Origin of the sequence: Streptomyces sp. NPDC060232, assembly GCF_042726555.1 — a bacterium.
In the GTDB taxonomy this organism is placed as follows: Bacteria; Actinomycetota; Actinomycetes; order Streptomycetales; family Streptomycetaceae; genus Streptomyces.
The window spans coordinates 46,352-65,590 of sequence record NZ_JBHXAG010000020.1; the positions used below are offsets into that span (position 1 = coordinate 46,352).

Sequence of the window (19,239 nt, forward strand, 5' to 3'; positions counted from 1 at the left end):
GGTCGGACAGGTAGCGGCTGGGACGAGGGGAGTCAGGCCCGATGTCATCGCCACGGATCGTCACCGCCGACGGCAGCGTCCACCCCACCGTGTCGCCGGTCAGCTCGCACAACGAATGGGACCCGCTGGAGGAGGTCGTCGTCGGGCGTCTGGAAGGTGCGACGTTCCCGTCCAGGCATCCGATCGTGACCTGCAACGTCCCGGCATGGGCCGGGCGGCTGCAAGGTCTGGCCGCCGGCGTCCGCTATCCCCGCGCCATCGTTGAGCCGGCCCAGCGTGAGCTCAACCGGTTCATCGCCCTGCTGCAGTCCCTGGGTGTGACGGTCAGACGTCCGGACCCCGTCGACCACCGCCGGCGCTACGCGACCCCCGACTGGCCGTCACGCGGGTTCGCCAACAGCTGTCCGCGCGACAGTCTCCTGGTGATCGGTGACGAGATCATCGAGACCCCGATGGCCTGGCCGTGCCGGTACTACGAGACGTTCTCATACCGCTCACTCGTCAAGGACTACTTCCGTCGTGGCGCGCGCTGGACGTCGGCGCCGAAGCCGCAGCTCACCGACGCCCTGTTCGACGAGAGCTACCGGGTCCCCAGGACCGGGGAGCAGGTGCGCTACCTGACCACGGAATTCGAGCCGGTCTTCGACGCGGCGGATTTCGTGCGGGCGGGCCGTGACCTGTTCACCCAGAGGAGCAACGTGACCAACCGCATGGGCATCGAGTGGCTGCGCCGCCACCTGGCGCCCGACTACCGCATCCACGAGATCGAGAGCCGCTGCCGCGCGCCGATGCACATCGACACGACGTTCCTCCCCCTGGCCCCGGGCAAGGTCCTGGTGAATCCCGAGTACGTCGACGTCGACCGCCTGCCCGCAATTCTCGACGGATGGGACGTGCTCATCGCCCCCGAGCCCGATCCGCTCCCTGAACGGCTACTCAAGGTCACCTCCATGTGCGGCAAGTGGCTGAACATGAACGTCCTCGTCATCGACGGTGACCGTGTGATCGCGGAACGCCACCACACCCGCATGCTGCGCGCCCTGGAGACGTGGGGCTTTGAACCCATCCCCTGCGACCTTCTGCACTACGCGCCGTTCGGCGGGTCGTTCCACTGCGCCACCCTCGACATCCGTCGCCGCGGTGCGCTCGGTTCGTACTTCCCCCGGCCGGCCCGCACGACCGCACCCCGCTCGCCAAGTCCGGGGAACGAACACTGACGGGCATGCACGCCGCACCGCAGACCTCATGGACAGGCCCGACATCTGGGGGTGATGAGAAGGTCACGTCACGTGTCATGAAGCCCGCAGCCCGGGAAGGAGACCCCGGCCCCGCCGCCAGAAGGGAGCGTCAGCATGTCCCGTCCTGTGACTGTCGGTGTGGACGGATCGCCGGAGGCCGTCGCGGCGGCCGCATGGGCCGCGGAAGAGGCGGTACTGCGCCGTGTGAACCTGCGTATCGTCTACGTGGATCAGTCGCCGGGCCCGTCGGCCGCGCAGCCCGGCAGCCTTGGAGCACGGACCCACTGGGCGGAGGATCTGCTGGCCGAGGCCGAGGAATCGGTGCGGCGCGCGCACCCTTCTCTGGAGATCGAGATTCGGCATCGATCCGGGCAGCCCTCCGAGGTCCTGGCCGACGAGTCCTCCGAGGCCGTTCTCCTCGTGCTCGGCTCTCGCGGTCTGGGCGGGGTGAGGGGGTTCCTCCTCGGATCGGTCGGCATGGCGACGATCAGCGTCACGGAACGCCCGGTCGTGCTGGTACGGGCACCGGAGCGGCCGGACGCAGCGGCCGGCGCCGTCCCGGCCGGCCCAGCGCGCGACGTGGTCGTCGGCGTGGACCTCGACCAGTTCTTCGCTCCGCTCCTCCACTTCGCCTTCCAGGAGGCCGCATTGCGTGGCGACCGTGTCCTCGTCCTGTACGGGTGGTCGATCATGCCCGTGGTCCGCGACGCCTCGGCGCTCGTCGCAGCCGAGCGGGACATGGGCCCCGGTATCGCGCGGCGCCTCACGGAAGCCCTGAAGCCGTGGCGGCACGAGTTCCCTTCCGTAGAGGTCGCCGAGCAATCGCCCATCGGCGGCCCGGCTCGACTACTCCTGCATGCCGCGGACAACGCGGACCTCGTGGTGGTCGGCCGACATGTACGCACAGGATCTCTGGGCGCCCACATCGGATCCGTCACCCATGCCCTGATTCACCACTGCCCGGCGCCCGTCGCCGTCGTCGCGCATGAATGACACCTTCGCCGCCCGAACCATGGCCTCGTCGGAGTCCGCCGTGCGGAGCCAGGCGACAGTCGGCGCGCTCGCGGGCCTGACGGGCCTGTCCATACCCTTCTCTCCTGCCTCAGACGTGGTCCGTCCCGTGGTGACAAGGCGCCTTGACCCGTGAACATCGTGGTCGCGGTGTCCAGTGCCCTGATGGCCGCCCTATGTTTCGGTATCGGGTCGGTGCTGCAGCACGAAGCGGCGCGGCAGGCGCCGATGAAGGAGTCGATGCGGCTGCGGCTCCTACTCGACCTGGTCCGTCGCCCCAGATGGCTGGCGGGGTTGGGACTCTCCATCTCCTCCTTCGCCTTCCTCGGATTCGCGCTCGCGTTCGGTCCCCTGGTCCTGGTCCTTCCGCTCGCGGCAACCGATCTCCTGTTCGCGCTGCCGTTCCTGGCTCTGCGGCGCGGGGAGCAACTGACCCGTTGGGAGAAGACCGGGATGGTCTGCACGGCGGGAGGCGTGGCGGTGTTCCTGGCGGTGCTGCCGCTCTCTGCCGGCGTTGCGCTCCCTGCGGTCTACGACTGGGGCCCGGCGTTCGCGGTGGTCCTCGGTACCGTGGCTTTGCTGGCGCCCGTGGGAGCCAGGCGTCCTGGATGGATACGGACCGTTGCGTACGCGGTCTGCGCGGCACTGATGCTGGCGCTTCTCGACGGCTTGGCCAAGAGCACGGCCGGCCGGTTGCGGGCCGACGGCCTCGAAGTACTACTCCACTGGGAACCGTACGCGCTGATGACCGTCGGGGTGGCAAGCCTGGTTCTGTCCCAGAGCGCCTTCCAGGCCGGCTCTCTGGCTGTCAGTCTGCCGATCATCGACACCCTGGAGCCGATCGGCGCCGTCGCCATCGGCATCGCCGTCTTCGGCGAGCAGCTCGCACTCACCGGCTGGGCACTGACCGTGCAGATGCTGGGTGCGGCGGCGGCCGTGACAGGCATCGTGTTGCTGGGGCGGTCGCCGCTGGCCAGGATATGACGCCCCTGCCGCGGTGCGGCCTGGCAGCGGCCAGGCATCGGGGTGACGCTGGGAGAGGTGAAGGTGCGCGAGTCGTCGTTGTCGAGGAGTCGGGATGAGCGCTCTGGTGGTCGTGGGAGTGGACGGGTCCGCATCCAGTCTCGCGGCGGTGGAGGCCGCGGCGCGTGAGGCGCGGTGGCGTGGTGCGGAGCTGCGTGTCGTGCACGCGTTCCTGTGGCCCGCGATGCATGTGCCGCTGGGGCCGTCGCCGCTGGGCCCGCCGGACGGCGGGCTGCGCAACATGGTCGAGCGCTTGCTGGCCGAGGCGGTGGGACGCGCCAGGAGTACGGCCCCGGGGGTGGATGTCTCGCACGCGGTGGTGACCGGTGAGCCGTTGACGGTGCTGGAGGCGCAGTCGCGGGTTGCGGATCTCGTGGTCGTCGGGTCGCGGGGCATCGGCGGGTTCGTCGGTCTGCTGGTGGGTTCGACGGCGGTGCATCTGGCCGCGCACGGTCGGTGCCCGGTGCTGGTCGTGCGTGCGGGAGGCGACGAGGACGGGCCGGTGGTGGTAGGGGTGGACGGCTCCGCCGCCGGCGAGCCGGCGATCGAGTTCGCCTTCATGGAGGCCGCGCTGCGTGGAGCGCGACTGAGCGCGATTCATGCCTGGACCCTGTGGAATGCGCCCCCTTCCGAGATACACGAGGACGCGGATACGTATACGGACCCGCCGGGTGAACTTGCCGAGGCGGAAGAGCGGCTGGTGTCCGAGGCCCTGGCTGGCCGCCGACAGCGGTACCCGGGGGTGCGGGTGGAGCCTCGGGCGCTGCGCAGCCAGACACGGGAGGCGCTGATCAGGGCCAGTGGCTCGGCGCAGCTGCTGGTGGTCGGTGCCCGGGGCCGCGGCGGGTTCGCCGGGTTGGTGTTGGGGTCGGTCAGCCAGGCGGTCCTGCATCATGCGCAGTGCCCTGTCGCTGTCGTACGGGGAGCCGCTGAGCGTTCATGACATGGCGCGGTGCGTGGTCCGTGCCCGCACCTGCTGCGCAAGCCGCTCGACGGCACCGGGCGCCGCCCGTGACCGGCCGGCGGTTTCGTGCCTGCTGCTTGTGCACCGTAACCAGGCGCGAGTATGTTCACAACCGGTGTGCCGGGAAGTCTGGTCGGCGGTTAGGGGCCGTGTGCCTGCCGTACCGACTCAGGAGGCCAGCATGGTCTCGCACGCCTTTCGTACCCAATCCCTGACCAAGCGGTATGGTCCCGTCCTCGCGCTCGACGGACTGGATCTGGGCGTCCCGGTCGGCGAGGTGTTCGGCTTCCTCGGCCCCAACGGTGCCGGCAAATCCACCACCATCCGACTGCTGCTGGGGCTGGCCCGCCCCACCGCCGGCCGGGCGTGGATCTTCGGCACGGACGCGGCTGACGTCGCCGTCACGCACCGGCGCCTGGCGTACGTGCCGGCCGATGTGGCGTTGTGGCCACAGCTGACCGGCGCAGAGATGCTTGAGCTGCTGGCGCGCACGGGACCCGGTACCGACCGGTCCTACCGGGATGAGCTGGTAGGGCGGTTCGACCTCGACCTGTCCAAGCCGGGCCGGGCGTATTCGACGGGCAACCGGCAGAAGGTGGCGCTGGTGGCCGCGTTCGCCACCCGGGCACCCCTGCTCGTGCTGGACGAACCGACCAGCGGCCTGGATCCACTGATGGAACACGAGTTCCGTCGCGCGGTCCGCGAAGCCCGGGACAACGGCCAGACGGTGTTCCTCAGCTCCCACATGCTTGCCGAGGTCGAGGCAGTCTGCGACAAGGTGGCGATCCTGCGGGCGGGGCGGCTCGTCGACGTCGCCGCCGTGGCGGAGCTGCGACGGCTGCACCGCACGGAGGTGACGGTGTGTTTCACGGGCGCGCCCCCGGATCTGGCCCGCGTACCCGGTGTGGAGACCGTCGAGCTGATCGGCGCGGCCTCGGTGCGCTTCACCCTCACCGGCCCGCCGGGGGATGCCCTGCGCGTCCTGGCGGCGGCGGACGTGGTCAGCCTCACGATGCGGGAACCGTCGCTGGAAGAGATCTTCCTGGGCTACTACGGCGGGGAGGAGCGGTGACGGCTGTCAGCTCGGCGCCCGAGCGTACAGCCCCCGATGCCTCGGCGGGGCGGGCGGTCCTTTCCCTGGCCCTGCGGCAGATTCGGCGCGGCGCGCTCTTCGTGATCGGCCTGGTGGCGGGGATGTCGGCAGTGGCGGTGGCTGCCTACGCGAGCACCGTCAAGGACCCGGCGGACGCCGCGGCCCTGAAGGCGCTGGCCGGAAACCCGGCGATCCGCACGCTCTTCGGCGAACCGGTCGCGTTGGACGAGGCCGGCGGGTTCGCCGTGTGGCGCACGGGGACGGCGTTGGCGGTGGTGCTGTCGGTGTGGGCGCTGCTCGCTGCGACACGGATCACCCGGGGTGAGGAGGACGCCGGCCGATGGGATGTACTGCTGGCCGGGCGGGTACCGGTCACGGCCGTAGTGGCACGTCATGTCGCGGTCCTGGTGGCGGCGTCGCTCGCCGCGGGCACAGCCGCTTTCACAGGTCTGGTCGCTGCCGGTGCGGCGGTGAGCGGCGCCGCGGTGCACGGTGCCGCTCTGGGATTGTGCGGGGTGTTCTTCGCTGCTGCGGGCATGATGGCAGCTCAGGTGTTCGCGAGCCGGGCGGCGGCCAGTGGCGCGGCGGTGGCGCTGCTCGGCACGGGCATGCTGCTGCGGATGGTCGGGGACGGTGTCGCGGCTCTGGGTTGGTTGCGCTGGCTGTCGCCGTTCGGACTGATGGCGCTGGCCCGCCCGTACGACGGGAACCGGATCTGGCCTCTGGTGGTCCTGCTGGCCGCCTGCCTGGTACTCGCCACCGGAGCAGTGGTTGCTGCAGGGGGGCGTGACATCCGCGGCGGATACCTGCGCTCTTCTTCAGGGCGCGCCGCACGTACGAGGCTGCTCGGCTCGGTCCAGGCGTTCGCGGTACGGCGGCTGGCGCGGCCCCTGGCCGCCTGGTCTGCGGGTGTCGGGGCATATTACCTGCTCATCGGGGTGCTGGCGATGTCGATGACGGACTTCCTCACCGACAATCCGAGGTTCGCCGAACTCGCCGCGCAGGCGGGCTTCACCGGGCTCGGCACCGTCCCGGGATACACCGCGATGCTGTTCGCGCTGCTGGCGGTGCCGGCAGGAGTGTTCGTCGCGGTCCGGCTCGCCGCGCTCTCCGCAGACGAGGCCAGTCGGCGCCTGACCCTCTTGTACGCCCAGCCGCTCACCCGGGCGGCCGTGCTCACCGGCGAGGTCGTTGCCGCTTTGGGCGGTGTCGTCGTGCTCACCGCCGTCGCCGGCGTCGCCACCTGGACCGGGACCAGGGCCGTCGGTGCCGACCTCGGCTTTCTCCCAGCGCTGTCCGGGGCCTGGAACGTTCTGCCGGTCGCACTCCTGTGTATGGGCGCCGGTGTACTCGCACTCGGCTGGGCGCCGCGCGCGGTCTCCGTCATCGGATCTTTCCCAGCCGTGGGCGGCTTTCTGCTGAAAGTGCTCGCCGAAAGGTCAGGACTGCCGGCCTGGGTCGGCCAGCTGTCCCCGTTCACGCACCTGGCCGCCGTACCCGACGCTCCCGTCAACTGGCCCGCGGCCTTGCTGATGACAGCCATCGCCGCGCTCGCCGCAGCCGTCGGCCTCATCGGCTACCAGCTGCGCGACCTCCGTACCTGAAGGCCACGCCCTGCAGCACCCGCATACGGCGCACCCGCGGGGCGCCGCCCTCGGCTCGGCGGTCTCGCCGGAGTGTGGGGCGGCGGGCGTCGCCCCGACAGCGGATCGGCGGCTCAGCTGAGTTCGGCGAAGGCTTCCACGTCACGTGTCTTGCCTGTGACGATGATGACGTCGGCCTTCTCCACGACGGTTTCGGCGGTGGCGTGGGTGAAGTCCTGGCCGGGCCGCTTGATGCCCACGACGGTGATGCCGTACTTGGTGCGGACCGCGCTCTCACCGAGCGGGATGCCGGTGATCGTGGTCGGGGTGATGGTCTTGACCAGTGCGTAGTCGTCGTCGAACTCGATGAAGTCGAGCATGCGGCCGGTGACCAGGTGGGCGACGCGTTCGCCCATCTCGTGCTCGGGGAGGACGACGTGGTGGACGCCGAGGCGTTCGAGGACCTGGCCGTGCTGGCGGCTGATGGCCTTGGCCCAGATGTTCGGGACCTGCTCTTCGAGAAGGTTGGAGGCAACGAGGATGCTGGCCTCTATGTCGGTGCCGATGCCGACCACGACGCTCGGGAAGTCGTGGACGCCGAGCTGGTGGAGGACTTCCGGGTCGGTGCAGTCGGCGACGGCGGTGTGGGTGAGGGCGTCGCTGTGCTTCTGCACCAGGGAGGCGTCGGTGTCGATGCCCAGGACGTCCCAGCCGCGCCGGGTCAGTTCGTAGGCGAGGGAGCTGCCGAACCGGCCCAGTCCGATGACCGCGACGCGCTGGTCGGCGTGCAGCTGGGCGCCGAGGTCGCGGAGGCGCTTACGGCGGCGGTGGCGCAGGGAGTGCAGGTAGTTACCCAATGACGGGTCGCTCCTCGGGTAGCTGGTAGCGGCGGGTCCGCTCGCGCAGGGCGAGGGAGGAGACGAGGGTGACGGGTCCGAGCCGGCCGATGAACATCAGCAGGATCAGGATGAGCTGGCCGACGGCCGGGATGTCCGCGGTGATCCCGGTGGACAGGCCGACCGTGGCGAACGCGGACACCGCCTCGAACAGCACAGCCTCGGCCGGTGCCTTGGTGATGGTGAGCAGGACCAGGGTGGCGGCGATGACCAGCCCGATACCCAGGAGGGCGACAGTGAGGGCCTGACGCAGGGCGTGGGGGGCCAGTCGGCGGCCCATCACCGTGGAGTTGGGTTCGCCGCGGACTTCCGCGAGCATGGCGGCGGCCAGGACGGAGAAGGTGGTCACCTTGATGCCGCCGGCGGTACCGGCGCTGCCACCGCCGATGAACATCAGCGTGCAGGTGAACAGGAGGGTCGAGGCGTTGAGGGCGCCCATGTCGACGGCGTTGAACCCGGCCGTGCGGCTCATCGCCGAGTAGAAGAACCCGCCCAGGATCTTCTCGTCCCAGTCGAAGGCGCCGAGGGTGCCGGCATTGGTCCATTCCAGCAGGCATGTCATGACCGTGCCCACCAGCAGCAGTGCCGCGCTGGTGACAAGGGTCAGCCGGGTGTGCAGGGACCAGTTGCGCCGCCCGGTGGTGCGCCTGAGGTTGCGGTGGCGCAGGAGTTCGAGCAGCACCGGGAAGCCCAGACCGCCCAGGATCACCGCCGCGGCGATCGGCATCGTGATCCAGGGGTCCTGCGCGTAGGGGACGATGCTGTCGGCGTGGAGGCCGAATCCTGCGTTGTTGAAGGCCGAGACCGCGTGGAAGAAGCCGGAGTACACGGCCTCGGCATAGGAGCGGTCGTAGCCGAACCGCAGCCGCAGGGCGAGGAGGGCCCCCACGGCGAGCTCCACGGCGATGGTGCAGCCGGCCACGCCGAGCAGGACGCGCCGTACGTCACCGATCCCCAGGCTCTTCGTCTCGGCGGCGGCGGTGAGCTGCATCCGCAGGCGCAGCCGGCCGGAGACGAGCAGGGCGAGCAGGGAGGCCATCGTCATGATGCCGAACCCGCCCACCTGGATGAGGGCCAGGATGACGCCCTCGCCGAAGCCGCTCCAGTGGGTGGCGGTGTCCACGACGACCAGTCCGGTCACGCACACCGCGGAGGTGGAGGTGAACAGGGCGGTGAGCGGGTCGGTGACCGAGCCGTCGGTGGATGCCGCCGGCAGCATCAGCAGCGCCGTACCGATGACGATCACCAGGGCGAACGCCGACACCACGGTACGGGCGGGATGCGCGGTGAACAGCCGCCACACCCCGGCCACGCGTACAGCCACTTCGTCCACCCTCCGACACGGTCCCGGCAACGGGCCCTGTCATCAGGGATGCCTCAAGGACCGCAGCGGCTCAGACTACCCGCAGGCGGACGGGCAGGCTCACGGGTGCGGAGGGTGTCCGCACCTCCTCGCCCGTCGGCAGCAGCCGACGAGTTCGTCCGGCCTCAGGTCAGGGCCCCCCGGGGAGCATCGTGAAGCCCCGTCGCTCCTTCGGCGGTGGGGAGGGTGAGCACCATGGTGAGGCCCCCACCGGGGGTGTCCTCCGCGGCGAGCGTGCCGCCGACGGCCTCGGTGAAGCCGCGGGCGACCGCGAGTCCGAGGCCCACGCCGGCACCGGCGGGCGCGTCGCCATACCGCTGGAACGGTTCGAACACCCGGTCCTTGGCCTCGTCGGGGATGCCCGGTCCGCGGTCGACGACGCGCAGTTCGACCCGGTCGGCGATGGCGCTGGCGGAGACCAGGACGCAGTGTCCTGCCGGGCTGTACTTGACCGCGTTCTCCACGATGTTGGCGACGGCCCGCTCCAGGAGACCGCGGTCCACGGCGACCATGGGAAGGGTCTCGGGGATGTCGAGTTCGACGCTGCCGTCGGGTACGCCGTGCAGCGCCCTGGGCACCACCTCGTCCAGGTCGGTCTCGCGGATGATCGGGGTCACGGTGCCGGTCTTGAGCCGGGACATGTCGAGGAGGTTGCCGACGAGGGCGTCGAGCCGGTCCGTGCCCTCCTCGATGCCTTCGAGGAGTTCGGCGCGGTCCTCTTCGGACCACTCGACGTCGGTGGCGCGCAGGGAGGTGACGGAGGCCTTGATGCCGGCGAGCGGGGTGCGCAGGTCGTGGCTGATGGCGGCGAGGAGGGCGGTGCGGATCTGGTTGCCCTCGGCGAGGCGGCGCGCCTCTTCCGCCTGGCCGACCAGGCGTTGGCGGTCGAGGACGACGGCGGCCTGGGCTGCGAAGGCGCCCAGGACGCGGCGGTCTTCGGCGGGCAGTACCCGTCCGGTGAGGGCGAGGGCGAGGTTCTCGCCGATGTGCATGTCCACGTCGGCGTCTTCGGGGCGCTCGGCCGGGTGGGGGCCGGTACTCGCCGCGGTGGTCCAGGAGTCGACCTCACTCGCGCGTTCCAGCAGGGCGACGGACTCCATGGCGAAGGTCTCGCGCAGTCGTTCCAGCAGGGCGTCCAGCGAGTCCTCGCCGCGCAGCACGCTGCCGGCGAGGAAGGAGAGGATCTCGGCCTCGGAGCGCAGCCGGGCGGCCTGGTGGGTGCGTCGGGCCGCGAGGTCGACGACCGAGGCGACGGAGACGGCGACCGCGACGAACACCGCTATGGCCACGATGTTGTTGGGATCGGCGATGGTCCACAGGTGCAGCGGCGGGGTGAAGAAGTAGTTGAGGAGCAGGGATCCGAAGGCGGCGGAGGCGAGCGCGGGCCGCAACCCGCCCAGCAGTGCGGCGGCGACCGTCAGGCTGAGGAAGAGCAGCATGTCGTTGGCGAGCCCGAGCTCGGGTACGACGGTGCGCAGCAGTACGGTCAGCAGGGCGGGCCCGGCGATGCCGACCGTCCAGCCCCAGATGATGCGGGAACGCCCCAGGCGGGCGCCGCGGGCCATCGGCAGGCCGCGGCCCTTGGCGGCGGCGTCATGGGTGACGATGTGCACGTCGAGGTCGGGTCCGGACTCCCGGGCGACGGTGGCGCTGACCCCCGGCCCCAGGACGTACTGCCAGGACCGGCGGCGGCTGACGCCGAGCACGATCTGGGTGGCGTTGACACCGCGGGCGAACTCCAGCAGGGCTTGGGGGATGTCGTCGCCTATGACGTGGTGGAAGGTTCCGCCGAGGTCCTCGACCAGGGTGCGCTGGACGGCGAGTTCCTTGGGTGAGGCCGAGGTGAGACCGTCGCTGCGGGCGATGTAGACCGCGAGGACCTCCCCACCGGCCCCCTTCTCCGCGAGGCGGGCGGCGCGGCGGATGAGGGTGCGGCCCTCAGGGCCGCCGGTCAGACCGACGACGATGCGTTCACGGGCCTGCCAGGTGGTGCGGATGTTGTGCTCGCCGCGGTACTCCTGGAGGTATTCGTCCACCCGGTCGGCGGTCCACAGCAGGGCGAGCTCGCGCAGGGCCGTGAGGTTGCCGGGGCGGAAGTAGTTCGAGAGGGCCGCGTCGACCTTGTCCGGCTTGTAGATGTTGCCGTGGGCCATGCGGCGCCGCAGGGCCTGCGGCGACATGTCGACCAGCTCGATCTGGTCGGCCCGGCGTACCACCTCGTCGGGAACGGTCTCCTGCTGGCGGATCCCGGTGATGGTCTCGACCACGTCGCCGAGCGATTCCAGGTGCTGGATGTTGACGGTGGTGATGACGTCGATACCGGCCTGGAGCAGCTCCTCGACGTCCTGCCAGCGCTTGGCGTTGCGGGAGCCGGGCACGTTGGTGTGGGCGAGTTCGTCGATGAGCGCGACGGCGGGCCGTCTGGCCAGGATCGTGTCCACGTCCATCTCCGTGAACCGGCTGCCGCGGTACTCCAGCTCCCTTCGCGGGATCTCCTGCAGGCCGTGCAGCATGACCTCGGTGCGCGGCCGGTTGTGGTGCTCGACGAAGCCGACGACGACATCGGTGCCGCGCTCGATGCGCCGGTGCCCTTCGGAGAGCATGGCGTAGGTCTTGCCGACGCCGGGGGCCGCGCCGAGGTAGATGCGGAATGTGCCACGTCTCATGGTGCTCAGCCTTCGAAGCGGTAGCCCATGCCGGGCTCGGTGATCAGATGTCGGGGGTGCGAAGGGTCCGCTTCCAGTGTGCGGCGCAGCTGCGCCCTGCAGACGCGCAGGTCGTTGGCCTTGTCCACGTTACGTCGGCCCCCAGAGGTCGACCGGCAGCCGGCGCCGGCTGGTTCGTCAGCGCCGGCTGGTTCGTCAGCGCCGGGTCAGGTCCTTGAGCGCCAGGTTGAGCATCAGCACGTTGACGTGCGGCGCGCCGAGGAAGCCGGCGTTACGGCCCTCGGTGTGGTCCTCGACCAGCTGTGCGACCCGCTGCTCGGTCAGGCCGTTCGCTTCGGCGACGCGGGCGATCTGGATCCGCGCGTACTGGGGCGAGATGTGCGGATCGATGGCGGACGCGGAGCCGGTGACGGCGTCCTTGGGGACGTCCGCCTCGGGCACACGGTTGAACTCGGCGACCGCCTCCTTGGTGTCGGCGACGGTCTTGGCCAGGGTGGGGTCAGAGGCCCCGAGCTGGCTGGAACCGGTGGCGAGGGGGTTGTAGCCGCTGTTGGAGGGGCGCGGCTGGAACCACTTCGGGTCCGGTAGTGCCGCCTCGTCCTCGTTGTCCGGGTTCTGCTTGGGCAGGTTCCAGCTCTGCCCGATCAGCTCGGAGCCGACCTCCTTGCCCCCGGCTGTGACGATCGATCCGTTGGCACTGTCGTGGAAGAGGGCCTGGGCGGCGCCCGTGACGGCGAGCGGGTAGAGGATGCCGGTGACGACGGTCAGGACCAGCAGCATCCGCAGGGCGGCGCCGAGCAGGCGGCCGGTGTTGGAGAGGGAGGTGTTCATGCCGATCAGCCGATTCCGGGGATGAGGGACAGAGCCATGTCGATGATCTTGATGCCGACGAACGGCGCGATCAGGCCGCCCAGCCCGTAGAGGCCGAGGTTGCGGCGCAGCATCCTGTCCGCGCTGGACGGCCGGTACCGGACGCCCTTCAGGGCGAGCGGAACCAGCGCGACGATGATCAGCGCGTTGAAGATCACCGCCGAGAGTATCGCCGACTCTGGTGAGGCCAGGCCCATGACGTTGAGCTTGTCCAGACCCGGGTAGGCGACCGCGAACATGGCCGGGATGATCGCGAAGTACTTCGCGACGTCGTTGGCGATGGAGAAGGTCGTCAGCGCACCCCGCGTGATGAGGAGCTGCTTGCCGATCTCCACGATCTCGATGAGCTTCGTGGGGTTGGAGTCCAGGTCGACCATGTTCCCGGCCTCCTTGGCGGCCGACGTACCCGTGTTCATCGCCACGCCCACGTCGGCCTGGGCGAGGGCAGGGGCGTCGTTCGTACCGTCCCCCGTCATCGCCACGAGCTTGCCGCCCGCCTGCTCCCGCTTGATGAGGGCCATCTTGTCCTCGGGGGTGGCCTCGGCGAGGAAGTCGTCGACCCCGGCCTCCTCGGCGATCGCCTTGGCCGTCAGCGGGTTGTCACCGGTGATCATGACGGTCCTGATGCCCATCCGGCGCAGCTCCTCGAACCGCTCCCGCATGCCCTCCTTGACCACGTCCTTGAGGTGGATGACACCCAGGATCCGGGCACCCCTGCCGTCCTCCACGGCCACGAGCAGCGGAGTACCACCAGCCTGGGAGATCGTGTCGGCGAGGGTGTCGGCGTCGTCGGAAACCCGGCCACCCTGTTCCCTGACCCAGGTGACGACCGAGCCGGCCGCACCCTTGCGGATCCTCCTGCCGTCCACGTCCACACCCGACATGCGGGTCTGGGCGGTGAACTCGATCCAGGTCGCGTGAGCGAGCTCGCCCTGGTGGCGCTGCCGCAGCCCGTACTTCTCCTTCGCCAGGACGACGACGGAGCGGCCCTCGGGGGTTTCGTCCGCGAGGGACGACAGCTGGGCGGCGTCCGCGACCTCGGCCTGCGTGGTGCCCTTGACCGGCACGAACTCGGCGGCTTGCCGGTTGCCCAGGGTGATGGTGCCCGTCTTGTCGAGCAGCAGCGTGGACACGTCGCCGGCGGCCTCGACCGCGCGGCCCGACATCGCCAGGACGTTGCGCTGGACCAGTCGGTCCATGCCGGCGATGCCGATGGCGGACAGCAGGGCGCCGATGGTGGTGGGGATCAGGCAGACCAGCAGCGCGGTCAGCACGATCAGGGAGGTCTGCTCGTCGGCGCCCGCGTAGATCGCGAACGGCTTCAGCGTCACCACGGCCAGCAGGAAGACGACGGTCAGCGAGGCGAGCAGGATGTTGAGGGCGATCTCGTTCGGCGTCTTCTGCCGCGCCGCGCCCTCGACCAGGTTGATCATACGGTCGATGAAGGTCTCACCGGGCCTGGTCGTGATCTTGATGACGATCCGGTCGGAGAGGACCTTCGTGCCGCCGGTCACCGCGCTGCGGTCGCCGCCGGACTCGCGGATGACCGGTGCGGACTCGCCCGTGATCGCGGATTCGTCCACCGAGGCCACGCCCTCGACGACGTCACCGTCGCCGGGAATGACGTCGCCGGCCTCGCACACCACCAGATCGCCGATGCGCAGATCGGTTCCCGGGACCCGCTCCTCGTTGTTCCCGATGATCCGGCGGGCGACGGTGTCGCTCTTCGCCCTGCGCAGCGTGTCGGCCTGTGCCTTGCCGCGGCCTTCGGCCACCGCCTCCGCCAGGTTGGCGAAGATCGTCGTCAGCCAGAGCCAGGCGGTGATGGCCCAGCCGAACCAGTCGCCCGGGTCCTTGACCGCCAGCAAGGTGGTGACGACCGAGCCGATCAGGACCACGAACATGACCGGCGACTTGATCATCACGCGGGGGTCGAGCTTGCGGATCGCGTCGGGGAAGGACCTGACCAGCTGCTCGGGGTCGAACAGGCCTCCTCCCACGCGGCCGCTGTCGGGTTTGCGGCCCGTCGGCACGTCGCGGTGCGGCGCGGGGGTACGGGTGGCTGTGGACATCTCGTCCTCGTGCTTCTTGACGTCGGAGGTCATGACCCCAGTCCCTCGGCGAGCGGGCCCAGTGCCAGGGCCGGGAAGAAGGTCAGACCGGTGATGATCAGGATGGCGCCCACGAGCAGGCCGGTGAACAGCGGCTTCTCGGTCCGCAGGGTGCCGGCCGTGGCGGGCACCGGGGTCTGCTCGGCCAGCGAGCCGGCCAGCGCCAGCACGAACACCATCGGCAGGAAGCGGCCCAGCAGCATGCACAGGCCCAGCGTCGTGTTGAAGAACGGCGTGTTCGCGCCGAAGCCCGCGAACGCGGAGCCGTTGTTGTTCGACGCGGAGGTGTAGGCGTAGAGGACCTCGGAGAAACCGTGCGCCCCGACGTTGGTCATGGCCTCCTTGCCGTCCGGCAGGGCCATCGCCACCGCGGTCCCGATCAGCACCAGCGCCGGGGTGATCAGGATGTACAGGGCTGCCAGCTTGATCTCGCGGGTGCCGATCTTCTTGCCCAGGTACTCGGGCGTGCGGCCGACCATCAGACCTGCCAGGAAGACCGCGATCACGGCCATGATCAGCATGCCGTAGAGGCCGGAGCCCACACCACCGGGCGCGATCTCGCCCAGCATCATGCCCAGCAGCAGCACGCCGCCGGACAGTCCGCTGAAGGAGTCGTGGAAGGAGTTGACCGAACCGGTCGAGGTCATCGTCGTGGACACGGCGAACAGGGAGGAGGCGCCCTCGCCGAAGCGCTGCTCCTTGCCCTCCATCGCGCCGCCCGCCAGCTGCGAGGCGGTGCCCGGGTGGGCGTACTCGATCCAGGTCACCACCACCACGCCGACGAACCAGATGGCGCCCATCGCCCCGAGGATCGCGTAGCCCTGCTTGGCGTTGCCCACCATGCGGCCGAAAGTGCGCGGCAGCGAGAACGGGATGACCAGCAGCAGGAAGATCGTCAGCAGGTTGGAGAAGCCGTTGGGGTTCTCGAAGGGGTGGGCCGAGTTGGCATTGAAGTAGCCGCCGCCGTTCGTCCCCAGGTCCTTGATGGCTTCCTGGGAGGCCACCGCCCCCGGGGAGATGCTCTGGGGCTGCCCGGTCACCGTGGTCAGCTCGTGGATGCCTCCGAAGTTCTGGATCGCGCCGGCGGCGACCAGCAGGATCGCCGCGATCACGGAGATCGGGATCAGGATCCGGACGGTGCCGCGCACCAGGTCGGCCCAGAAGTTGCCCAGCTCACCGGTGCGGGAGCGGGCGAATCCGCGGACCAGGGCCACCGCGACCGCGATGCCCACGGCGGCGGAGACGAAGTTCTGCACCGCCAGACCGGCCGTCTGGGTGACGTGGCTCATCGCCGTCTCACCCGAGTACGACTGCCAGTTCGTGTTCGACACGAAGGACGCGGCGGTGTTGAACGCCTGGTCCGGGGTGATCGCCTCGAAGCCGAGCGAGAGCGGCAGGACGTCCTGGAAGCGCTGGAGCGCGTACAGGAACAGCACGCCCACCGCGGAGAAGGCCAGGACGCCGCGCAGGTACGCGATCCAGCGCATCTCGGTGTCCGGGTTGGCGCCGACACAGCGGTAGATCCACTTCTCCACCCGCAGATGCCTCTCCGAGGAGTAGACACGCGCCATGTGGTCGCCCAACGGGCGGTGCACCAGGGCCAGGGCGGCGACCAGCGCCGCCACCTGGAGCACATCAGCAAGAACGGGGCTCATGTCGGGGCTCAGAACCTCTCCGGCTTGACGAGGGCGAGGATGAGATAGCCCAGCAGGACGACGGCCACGACCAGCCCGACGGTGTTCTCGGCAGTCACAGCTTCGCCACCCCCCTGGCTATGAGGGCCACCAGCGCGAACACCGCGATCGTGGTGAGGACGAAGGCCACATCGGCCATCGTGAGCTCCTGAATGAGTGAAGGTACGGAATCGGCCAGTTGGCCGAGCATGAGCTAACCGCACCTGCACAGCGGCGTTTAGCCTTCTTGACGGCTCCCATACGGCAGCCGCCACGGCCTTGACGGAACCTTGATGCGGGCGGGAACCTCCGCGTGGATCGATCGCGTACCGGGTACCGGGACGGGCCCGGCACGTGTCGTAGAACCGCGCCCGGATCCCCCGGGCTCAGAACTTGTCGGGCTTGATCAGCGCGGCCGCGAGGTAGGCCAACAGCGAAAGTGCCACCAGCAGTCCGACGGCGTTTTCCAGATTCATCAGAGGTCCGTTCCTGAGCTCGATGCGTGAGGTGAGTGACGGCGAGACGGCGTCCGTGTCGCATCCGGCCGACCTGCACGACCATGCACCCTCGCGAGCCTGATCCCGGCCGGGGCCGACGCGTCTTTGACGCGGCTCATACGGAATCCGACGGCTCTCTCACGTGGAAGCACGCCGCGCAGCGTGCACTTCACCCGTTCGCGCGGCAGCTGCCGGAGCTTTCACCCTGATGGTCAGCCGCTCCGGCTGCCGCGAGGTACGGAGCGACACGCCCCACCGCACCTCGCGCCGGACAACCACCCATATATTTCTACAGTGTTGTAGATTCACCTTGATCCGACGGCACGGGCACGCCAGCCGGGGCCGCGGAGCTACCGAATGGGAGACACGGCATGGGTGTGAGCCTGTCCAAGGGCGGCAACGTATCGCTGAGCAAGGAGGCACCGGGCCTGACGGCCGTACTGGTGGGTCTGGGCTGGGATGTCCGGACGACGACAGGCGTCGACTTCGACCTCGACGCCAGCGCCCTGCTGGTGAACGCGTCCGGGAAGGTCCCCTCCGACCAGCACTTCGTCTTCTACAACAACCTCAAGAGCCCTGACGGCTCCGTCGAGCACACCGGCGACAACCTCACCGGCGAGGGCGAGGGGGACGACGAGGTCGTCAAGGTCGCCCTCGCCACCGTGCCCGCGGACGTCGACAGGATCGTCTTCCCGGTCTCCATCCATGACGCCGAAGCACGCGGCCAGAGCTTCGGCCAGGTCAGGGGCGCGTTCATCCGCGTCGTCAACCAGGCCGGCGGGGCGGAGATCGCCCGCTACGACCTCTCCGAGGACGCCTCGACCGAGACCGCGATGGTCTTCGGCGAGCTCTACCGCAGCGGCACGGAGTGGAAGTTCCGCGCAGTCGGCCAGGGCTACGCCTCCGGCCTGGCCGGAATCGCCGCAGACTTCGGTGTCGGGGTCTGACCGGCGGCGTCCGAGCGGAGGCGGTCCGCCGGCGCGGCAGACCGCCTCCTCGCCCGATGGACGGCCGTATCACTCGTTCCGGTGATCTCTGATGGCGAGGGGCCCGACCGGAAGCGCGGGCGGAGCGACGTCGAGCCCGCTGCGCTCGCCCGGTACGGCACTGCCGCGCCATGTGGGGTGATATGACGCAGACTGCTGTAGAGGGTCGGCGTTTTCGGCGCCGGCCGCGGGAGAGTGGCCGACGTGTACGAAGTCCCGCTCTGGCTGTGGGCTGCGTTCGCCGCGACGGTGCTGGTGTCGCTGGCGGTGGACTTGCTGGCCCACCGCACCGCGCATGTCATCGGCTTCAAGGAAGCCGCCACCTGGAGCGGACTGTGGGTCGGGCTCGCGCTCATCTTCGCAGCCGTCGTCTTCTTCGTCCTCGGCCCGACCGCCGGTACCGAATACACAACCGCGTGGCTGCTGGAGAAGAGCCTGTCGGTCGACAATCTGTTCGTCTTCGCCGTGATCTTCGGCTACTTCAAAGTCCCCCGCGCCTACCAGCACCGCGTCCTGTTCTTCGGCGTCATCGGCGCCCTCGTCTTCCGCGGGATCTTCCTCTCCCTCGGCGTGGCCGTGGTCAGCCGCTTCACCGCGGTCCTGTTCGTCTTCGCCGCCGTTCTCTTCTACAGCACCTACAAGCTCCTCAAGGAAGAGGAGGACACCTTCGACCCGGGCAACAGCTTCGCCGTGCGGCTGCTGCGCAGGATCATCCCCGTCCGGGACGAATACGCCGGAGCCAAGTTCTTCGTCAAGGAGGCGGGCAAACGTGTGGCCACCCCCCTCCTCGCGGTGGTCGCCGCCATCGAGGCCGCCGACCTGGTCTTCGCCGTCGACAGCGTTCCCGCCGTCCTGGCGGTCAGCGACGACGCCTTCATCGTCTACACCAGCAACGCCTTCGCGATCCTTGGCCTGCGGGCCCTGTACTTCATGCTGTCCGGCCTGCTGGACCGGTTCCACTACCTCAACGTCGGCCTCGCGGTCATCCTCTCCTTCATCGGGGTCAAGCTCATCCTCCAGGCATCCCACAAGTTGATCAGCCCCGCGATCCCCGAGATCCCCTCCCCCGTCAGCCTGGCCGTCATCGCCGCCGTCCTTGCCGTATCCATCGCCGCCAGCATGCGCCGACCCGTCCCGGAGGCCTCCACCCCCCGGGACCCGACGACCGACGCCGAGCGCCACGAGCCGGACGAGCGCCCGGAGGACCCGCCCCCGAGAGCGCCTTGACCAGCGCTTCGAGCAGCGCTGTGACGACATCGTGAGAG

17 protein-coding genes and 1 pseudogene are annotated in these 19,239 nt (G+C 69.7%); 8 read left to right on the forward strand and 10 right to left on the reverse strand.

From position 1 onward, the window contains the following. The first annotated feature begins 41 nt into the window (after window positions 1-41). The 6 genes from ACFWFZ_RS25890 (at window position 42) to ACFWFZ_RS25915 (ending at window position 6,933) form a co-directional block, all read left to right on the forward strand. Entirely contained in the window at window positions 42-1,217 is a 1,176-nt protein-coding gene (locus ACFWFZ_RS25890; RefSeq protein ID WP_387125360.1) for an amidinotransferase, read from the forward strand. Between the two features lie 135 nt (window positions 1,218-1,352). Then, entirely contained in the window at window positions 1,353-2,231 is an 879-nt protein-coding gene (locus ACFWFZ_RS25895; RefSeq protein WP_387125361.1) for a universal stress protein, read from the forward strand. 150 nt (window positions 2,232-2,381) lie between these two features. After that, window positions 2,382-3,233, forward strand: coding sequence for a DMT family transporter (locus ACFWFZ_RS25900; protein ID WP_387125362.1), 852 nt, complete (start codon window positions 2,382-2,384; stop codon window positions 3,231-3,233). 94 nt (window positions 3,234-3,327) lie between these two features. Further along, entirely contained in the window at window positions 3,328-4,215 is an 888-nt protein-coding gene (locus tag ACFWFZ_RS25905) for a universal stress protein (protein ID WP_387125363.1), read from the forward strand. A gap of 202 nt (window positions 4,216-4,417) precedes the next feature. After that, window positions 4,418-5,308 (forward strand): ATP-binding cassette domain-containing protein, encoded by an 891-nt coding sequence (locus ACFWFZ_RS25910; RefSeq protein ID WP_387125364.1) that lies wholly within the window; start codon window positions 4,418-4,420, stop codon window positions 5,306-5,308. Continuing rightward, a complete protein-coding gene (locus ACFWFZ_RS25915) occupies window positions 5,305-6,933 on the forward strand; it encodes a hypothetical protein (RefSeq protein WP_387125365.1) in 1,629 nt (542 codons plus the stop codon). The genes ACFWFZ_RS25910 and ACFWFZ_RS25915 overlap by 4 nt, the downstream gene beginning before the upstream one ends. 113 nt (window positions 6,934-7,046) lie before the next feature. Here ACFWFZ_RS25915 and ACFWFZ_RS25920 read toward each other — a convergent pair whose 3' ends face one another. The 10 genes and pseudogenes from ACFWFZ_RS25920 to kdpF (ACFWFZ_RS25965) all read right to left on the reverse strand — a co-directional run bounded on the left by ACFWFZ_RS25920 (window position 7,047) and on the right by kdpF (ACFWFZ_RS25965) (window position 16,967). Beyond that, window positions 7,047-7,769, reverse strand: coding sequence for a potassium channel family protein (locus ACFWFZ_RS25920; protein ID WP_387125366.1), 723 nt, complete (start codon window positions 7,767-7,769; stop codon window positions 7,047-7,049). Further along, window positions 7,762-9,132 carry a TrkH family potassium uptake protein gene (locus ACFWFZ_RS25925; RefSeq protein ID WP_387125367.1) on the reverse strand — a complete coding sequence of 457 codons (1,371 nt, stop codon included), beginning with the start codon at window positions 9,130-9,132 and terminating at the stop codon, window positions 7,762-7,764. Before ACFWFZ_RS25925 ends, ACFWFZ_RS25920 begins: the two co-directional genes overlap by 8 nt. A 164-nt stretch (window positions 9,133-9,296) precedes the next feature. Next, entirely contained in the window at window positions 9,297-11,837 is a 2,541-nt protein-coding gene (locus tag ACFWFZ_RS25930) for an ATP-binding protein (RefSeq protein ID WP_387125368.1), read from the reverse strand. A gap of 5 nt (window positions 11,838-11,842) precedes the next feature. Then, window positions 11,843-11,959 (reverse strand): annotated as a pseudogene (locus ACFWFZ_RS25935) (winged helix-turn-helix domain-containing protein); the annotation flags it as partial. 73 nt (window positions 11,960-12,032) lie between these two features. After that, the gene (kdpC, locus tag ACFWFZ_RS25940) at window positions 12,033-12,668 is read right to left on the reverse strand and encodes a K(+)-transporting ATPase subunit C (RefSeq protein ID WP_387125369.1); all 636 of its coding nucleotides are present in this window, start codon (window positions 12,666-12,668) and stop codon (window positions 12,033-12,035) included. Between the two features lie 5 nt (window positions 12,669-12,673). Continuing rightward, window positions 12,674-14,812, reverse strand: coding sequence for a potassium-transporting ATPase subunit KdpB (gene kdpB, locus ACFWFZ_RS25945; protein ID WP_387125371.1), 2,139 nt, complete (start codon window positions 14,810-14,812; stop codon window positions 12,674-12,676). Continuing rightward, a complete protein-coding gene (gene kdpA / locus ACFWFZ_RS25950) occupies window positions 14,809-16,473 on the reverse strand; it encodes a potassium-transporting ATPase subunit KdpA (protein WP_387125372.1) in 1,665 nt (554 codons plus the stop codon). Before kdpA ends, kdpB begins: the two co-directional genes overlap by 4 nt. A gap of 8 nt (window positions 16,474-16,481) precedes the next feature. Then, window positions 16,482-16,571, reverse strand: coding sequence for a K(+)-transporting ATPase subunit F (gene kdpF, locus ACFWFZ_RS25955; RefSeq protein ID WP_387125373.1), 90 nt, complete (start codon window positions 16,569-16,571; stop codon window positions 16,482-16,484). Continuing rightward, the gene (locus tag ACFWFZ_RS25960; RefSeq protein WP_387125374.1) at window positions 16,568-16,702 is read right to left on the reverse strand and encodes a hypothetical protein; all 135 of its coding nucleotides are present in this window, start codon (window positions 16,700-16,702) and stop codon (window positions 16,568-16,570) included. The genes kdpF (ACFWFZ_RS25955) and ACFWFZ_RS25960 overlap by 4 nt, the downstream gene beginning before the upstream one ends. A 175-nt stretch (window positions 16,703-16,877) precedes the next feature. Further along, the gene (kdpF, locus tag ACFWFZ_RS25965) at window positions 16,878-16,967 is read right to left on the reverse strand and encodes a K(+)-transporting ATPase subunit F (RefSeq protein WP_387125375.1); all 90 of its coding nucleotides are present in this window, start codon (window positions 16,965-16,967) and stop codon (window positions 16,878-16,880) included. Between the two features lie 392 nt (window positions 16,968-17,359). Between kdpF (ACFWFZ_RS25965) and ACFWFZ_RS25970 the strand changes: the two genes are divergently transcribed. Further along, a complete protein-coding gene (locus ACFWFZ_RS25970; protein ID WP_387125376.1) occupies window positions 17,360-17,935 on the forward strand; it encodes a TerD family protein in 576 nt (191 codons plus the stop codon). A 243-nt stretch (window positions 17,936-18,178) separates the two neighbouring features. After that, window positions 18,179-19,201, forward strand: coding sequence for a TerC family protein (locus ACFWFZ_RS25975; protein ID WP_387125377.1), 1,023 nt, complete (start codon window positions 18,179-18,181; stop codon window positions 19,199-19,201). Window positions 19,202-19,239 lie beyond the last annotated feature (38 nt).

What these genes read in the sequence shown, in the direction of transcription:
- ACFWFZ_RS25890 (WP_387125360.1), top strand. Translation starts at nt 42, where the DNA reads ATGTCATCGCCACGGATCGTCACCGCCGACGGCAGCGTCCACCCCACC.
- ACFWFZ_RS25895 (WP_387125361.1), top strand. Translation starts at nt 1,353, where the DNA reads ATGTCCCGTCCTGTGACTGTCGGTGTGGACGGATCGCCGGAGGCCGTC.
- ACFWFZ_RS25905 (WP_387125363.1), top strand. Translation starts at nt 3,328, where the DNA reads ATGAGCGCTCTGGTGGTCGTGGGAGTGGACGGGTCCGCATCCAGTCTC.
- ACFWFZ_RS25910 (WP_387125364.1), top strand. Translation starts at nt 4,418, where the DNA reads ATGGTCTCGCACGCCTTTCGTACCCAATCCCTGACCAAGCGGTATGGT.
- ACFWFZ_RS25930 (WP_387125368.1), bottom strand. Translation starts at nt 11,837, where the DNA reads ATGAGACGTGGCACATTCCGCATCTACCTCGGCGCGGCCCCCGGCGTC.
- kdpC (WP_387125369.1), bottom strand. Translation starts at nt 12,668, where the DNA reads ATGAACACCTCCCTCTCCAACACCGGCCGCCTGCTCGGCGCCGCCCTG.
- kdpB (WP_387125371.1), bottom strand. Translation starts at nt 14,812, where the DNA reads ATGACCTCCGACGTCAAGAAGCACGAGGACGAGATGTCCACAGCCACC.
- kdpA (WP_387125372.1), bottom strand. Translation starts at nt 16,473, where the DNA reads ATGAGCCCCGTTCTTGCTGATGTGCTCCAGGTGGCGGCGCTGGTCGCC.
- ACFWFZ_RS25960 (WP_387125374.1), bottom strand. Translation starts at nt 16,702, where the DNA reads ATGCTCGGCCAACTGGCCGATTCCGTACCTTCACTCATTCAGGAGCTC.
- kdpF (WP_387125375.1), bottom strand. Translation starts at nt 16,967, where the DNA reads ATGAATCTGGAAAACGCCGTCGGACTGCTGGTGGCACTTTCGCTGTTG.
- ACFWFZ_RS25970 (WP_387125376.1), top strand. Translation starts at nt 17,360, where the DNA reads ATGGGTGTGAGCCTGTCCAAGGGCGGCAACGTATCGCTGAGCAAGGAG.